The following is a 4160-nucleotide window of genomic DNA, read 5'->3' as shown; positions in this document are numbered from 1 at the left end:
CGGCTCGGGGGTGGCGAGGCGGTCGAGCGCCGCCGAGAGCCGCTGGAGCGCCTGGAGGCATTCCTTGAGCCCGTCGGCCCCGAGCTCCCCCGCGAGCCGGTCGGCGAACTCCTGGTGCCCGGGGACGATCTTGGCGATCGCCGCCCGGCCCTCCTCCGTCGGCTGCAGCAGTTTGGCCCGGCGGTGCGCGGGATTGGGCCGGTACTCCGCCAGCCCCTTCTCCACCAGCAGGTCGGCGATGCGCTGCACGCCCTGCCTGCTCATGCCCATGACCCGGGCGATGCCCGCGACGGGCAGCGGCTCGCGCAGCACCGCGCCGAGCACCTGCCACCACGCCGCGGTCAGCCCGGACGGCTTGGCCAGGTTCTCCGCCACCTCCAGGAACTGGCCGTTGAGCCGGAACGCGCCGAGCGCGGTGGCGGAGAACAGCCCGGCGGTCTCGCTCATGCCGACATCAGCACTTCGTAGGCCGACGGGTCGCTGTGGGCGAACAGCCGGAACCAGGCGTCGAGCACTTCGGGCCGGTAGACGTCGAGCCTGCGGAAGATCTCCCTGGCGAAGGCCACCGGCTCGGTCGGCCCGGCGGTGACGAGGTCGCCGCCGAGCACCGCGTCCTGGTCGAGGAACTGCTTGGCGCCGTCGTAGCCGGGCTGCATCTCCAGGTACTGCAGGACCGCGCTGGTGTGCGGGCGGTCGTTCAGCAGGCCGGCGCGGGCCAGGCCCGCGGTCGCGCCGCAGATGGCCGCGACGGGCACGCCCGCGTCGAGGAACTCACCGGCCTTGGCGGCGAACGGGGCCAGTTCCTCGCCCATGTCCCACAGGTCGGCGCCGGGCAGGATGAGCAGCCCGCTGTCGGCCGGAGTGAGCCGGTCGAGCGTGATGTCGGGGGTGATGCGGATGCCGCCCATGGTGACGATCGGCTCGCTGGTCAGGCCGACCGTGACGACCTCGAACCCGCCGGGCTCGCGCATGTAGCGCCCGCTGCGCAGGTGGGCGATCGCGTGACCGGTCTCCCAGTCGGCGAGGGTGTCGTAAACGGCGTGGTGAACGATTCGCTTCATGACAGTATCTTGTCATAACGACAGCATGCTGTCAATGCGATCCCGTGCGAGGATAGGGCCATGGCAGAGATCGTCGGCGGGGGACGTCCGGTCAACGACGCCGAACGGCGGGTGATCGCGTATCTGCGAGATCACGCGCCCGCCGACTGGTTGCTGCTGCACAACGTGGAAGTACCGCGCGGCGACGACGTGTTCGAGGTCGACCTGCTCGTGCTGACCGGCCACTCGCTCGTGGTCGTCGACGTGAAGGGCACGCGCGGGCGCATCGAGGTGTCGGGCACGCGCTGGTTCCCGCCGCGCAGGGAGGCCTTCGGCTCTCCGGTCGCCAAGCTGCGCGGCACCGCCAAGGCGCTCAAGGGCCTGCTGGTCTCCAAGCGCACCCAGCTCGAACGCGTCTACGTCGACAGCCTCGTCGTGCTCACCTCGCCCGACGCCGAGCTGGTCGACCCGGCCGGGCGCGACGCGGTCAACGTCACCGACCTGCCGCGGCTCATCCCCACGCTGAGCGACGTGACCCGGGTCAGGCGCGGGTGCAGCCCCGACGCCAAGCCGTACCTGACCGCGATACTCGACGCGCTCAACCAGACCGTGCGCCGCAGCACCGCGCCGCCCAGGTTCGGCAACTGGGAGGTCGAGGAGCAGCTCGGCGGCGACGCCAAGATCACCGAATACCGGGCGTTCAACGCCACCCTGCCGGGCAGCGAGACCGTGCTGCTGCGCGTCTACCAGGCCGATCCGCTGGCCGACGTCGAGGCCAGGGCGGCCGAGCGGCAGCGCATCGCCAACGCCTACGCCACGCTGGCCAGGATCCCGCCGCATCCGTGCGTGGTGCGTTCGCGCGACTTCTTCGCCATCGACGACGAGAGCCGGTTCGTGCTGGTGCTCGACGACGTCCACGGCCAGGCGCTGCACCTGTCGCTGGGCACCGGGGCGCGGCTGAACGTGATCCAGGACCTGCTGCGCGGCCTGGCGCACGCGCACGCCAACGGGGTCGTGCACCGGGCGCTGACCCCGGCCTGCGTGCTGGTCACCGACGAGGGGCACGCGGTGCTGACCGGGTTCGACTACGCCAAGCCGGGGCCGCGCAACTACACCGTCGCCCACGAGCTGGGCAACGTGCTCGACGCGCACTACGTCGCGCCGGAGTGCCAGGAGCGCCCCGACAAGATGACGCCGGCGTCCGACGTCTACTCGGCCGGCGTGATCGCCTACCAGCTCCTCACCGGCCAGCTCCCGACCAGCTCCGACGCGCACGGCCCGGAAGTGCCCGAGGTCGTGCGCCGGATGCTCGACCACTCCCCGGTCAAGCGGCCCACCGCCGCCGAGGCGCTCGACGCGCTGCAGGGGGTGCCGCTGCAGAAGTCCCGGCTCAGGCGGCTGGTCCGTCGCCTAGTGTCCGGATCATGAACACCGCGCTGAGCCCGGCAAGAGAAGATGATCTGCCCTTTCTGAACCGTCTCACCAACGACCCGGAGGCCACCGGGCCGCATCAGTGGCTCGGCTGGCACTCGCCGCACCACTACCGGCGGCGCTGGGAGGAGGACGGCCTGATCGGCGACGACCGCGGCATGCTGCTGATCGTCGACGGCGACGACCGGGTGGGGTTCGTCTCGTGGAGCAGGCAGCGCACCTCGCGCGAAGGCCACTGCTGGGAGATGGGGCTGATCGTGGCCCCCGAGTTCCGCGGGCGCGGGCACGGCACCCGGGCGCAGCGGCTGCTCGTGCGTTACCTGTTCGACCACACGACGGTCAACCGGGTCCAGGCGTCCACCGAGGTCACGAACCTGGCCGAGCAGCGGTCGCTGGAGAAGGCCGGGTTCACCAGGGAAGGGGTGCTCAGGGGCGTCTCCTTCCGTGCCGGGGAATGGCACGACGGCGTGCTGTACAGCGTGATCCGCGCCGACCTGAAGGACGCGGACCCGGGCGTCTAGACGGGGAGGCTGCGGCGTAGGGCGCTGGCGTGCCTGAGGTAGTCGAGCGCCAGGCCGGTGCGTCCGGCCGAGCGGTGCAGTTCGCCCAGGAGCTGGGTGCTCGACGCCTCGCCGCTGCGGTCGCCCAGCTCACGGAAGACCTCCAGTGCCCGTTCCAGCCCGGCCGAGGCCGGGGCCAGCTCGCCGCCGGCCGCCTGCAGCCCGGCCAGGCTCTGCAGGGCGTACGCGCCGCAGTGCCTGTCGCCGAGCGACTCGAAGATCTCCAGGGCGTGCCGGTGGAAGGACATCGCCTGGTGCAGCTGCCCCATCTGGACGCAGACGCAGCCCTCCCGGTGCGCGTCGCCCAGTTCCTGGGCCAGCCGCATGGCCTGGCCCAGTGACTCCGACGCCTGGGCCAGGTCGCCGGACCTGATGCAGGCCCGGCCGATGGCCTGGCGGGCGTAGGCCTCGCCGTGCTGGTCGCCGAGTGCCAGGAACATGGCCAGGGCGCGGCGGAAGTGGCCGAGTGACCTGGCGTGCCTGCCGCGGAACTGGCTGACCGCGCCCAGGCCGCAGATGGAGATGGCTTCGGCCCTGGTGTCGCCCAGGTCATGAAATATCCGGCGGGATCGGGTGAAGCCGGCCGCGGCCTCCTCGTACCGGTCCTGGTACAGGCTGACCTGGGCCAGGCCGCGCAGCATGGCGGCCTCGCCGTACCTGTCGCCCGCCGCCCGCGCCGCCGACAACGCCAGCGTGTGGGTACGCCGCCAGGTGCCGAGATGGCAGCGCAGGTCGAGGTAGGGCACCATGGCGGCGGCCAGGCCCCACGCCGACTGGGCCAGCCCCGACTCAGCCGCCACCGCCACCGCGCCGGCCAGCGCCTCGTGCTCGGCCTCGAACCAGGTGACGGGGTCGGCGGTGAGGCGGTCCAGCGTGCGCTCGGGCAGCCGCCAGCGCGGCGCGGCGGCCGCGGTGAGGCTGAAGACGGTGGTGGGCAGGCGGGTGGTGGCGTGTTCCGCGGTCGCGATCCACGCGGCCAGCACCCGCTCCACGCCTGGCGGTCCCGCCACCTCGCGCGCCACCCCCAGAGGCCCCACGCCCGCTCGGCCCATCACCTGCCGAGCCCCGATTGCCCGGTCGGGGCGTTGCCAGGTCGCAGCTTGGCGAGGGGCGTCGGGTGGTTCCTGGG

At 72.5% G+C, this 4160-nt stretch carries 5 protein-coding genes; 2 read left to right on the top strand and 3 right to left on the bottom strand.

Annotated elements, in window-relative coordinates; genetic code table 11:
* The coding region (locus HII36_RS53600) for a MarR family winged helix-turn-helix transcriptional regulator (protein WP_173531100.1) at positions 1–447 on the bottom strand (447 nt) is incomplete at its 3' end.
* Positions 444–1061 (bottom strand): type 1 glutamine amidotransferase family protein, encoded by a 618-nt coding sequence (locus HII36_RS53595; protein WP_173531099.1) that lies wholly within the window; start codon positions 1059–1061, stop codon positions 444–446. The genes HII36_RS53595 and HII36_RS53600, both read right to left, overlap by 4 nt.
* Before the next feature lie 60 nt (positions 1062–1121).
* On the opposite strand from HII36_RS53595, the gene mads6 reads away from it, so the two are divergent.
* Together mads6 and HII36_RS53585 are read left to right on the top strand one after the other, a co-directional pair.
* Positions 1122–2468, top strand: coding sequence for a methylation-associated defense system protein kinase MAD6 (gene mads6, locus HII36_RS53590; protein WP_173531098.1), 1347 nt, complete (start codon positions 1122–1124; stop codon positions 2466–2468).
* Positions 2465–2992, top strand: coding sequence for a GNAT family N-acetyltransferase (locus HII36_RS53585; protein ID WP_173531097.1), 528 nt, complete (start codon positions 2465–2467; stop codon positions 2990–2992). Before mads6 ends, HII36_RS53585 begins: the two co-directional genes overlap by 4 nt.
* Here the strand turns inward: HII36_RS53585 and HII36_RS53580 are convergent.
* On the bottom strand, positions 2989–4068 hold the full coding sequence (locus HII36_RS53580) for a tetratricopeptide repeat protein (RefSeq protein WP_328808311.1): 1080 nt from the start codon (positions 4066–4068) through the stop codon (positions 2989–2991). The two genes, HII36_RS53585 and HII36_RS53580, sit on opposite strands and share 4 nt — an antisense overlap.
* Positions 4069–4160 lie beyond the last annotated feature (92 nt).

The organism is Nonomuraea antri, assembly GCF_013283785.1.
GTDB classification, from domain to species: Bacteria; Actinomycetota; Actinomycetes; order Streptosporangiales; family Streptosporangiaceae; genus Nonomuraea; species Nonomuraea antri.
This window is presented reverse-complemented; position numbering and strand designations above follow the sequence as displayed.

Bases quoted from the DNA above. Each gene is read 5' to 3' on its own strand.
- HII36_RS53585 (WP_173531097.1), top strand. From the start codon at position 2,465: ATGAACACCGCGCTGAGCCCGGCAAGAGAAGATGATCTGCCCTTTCTG.
- HII36_RS53595 (WP_173531099.1), bottom strand. From the start codon at position 1,061: ATGAAGCGAATCGTTCACCACGCCGTTTACGACACCCTCGCCGACTGG.
- mads6 (WP_173531098.1), top strand. From the start codon at position 1,122: ATGGCAGAGATCGTCGGCGGGGGACGTCCGGTCAACGACGCCGAACGG.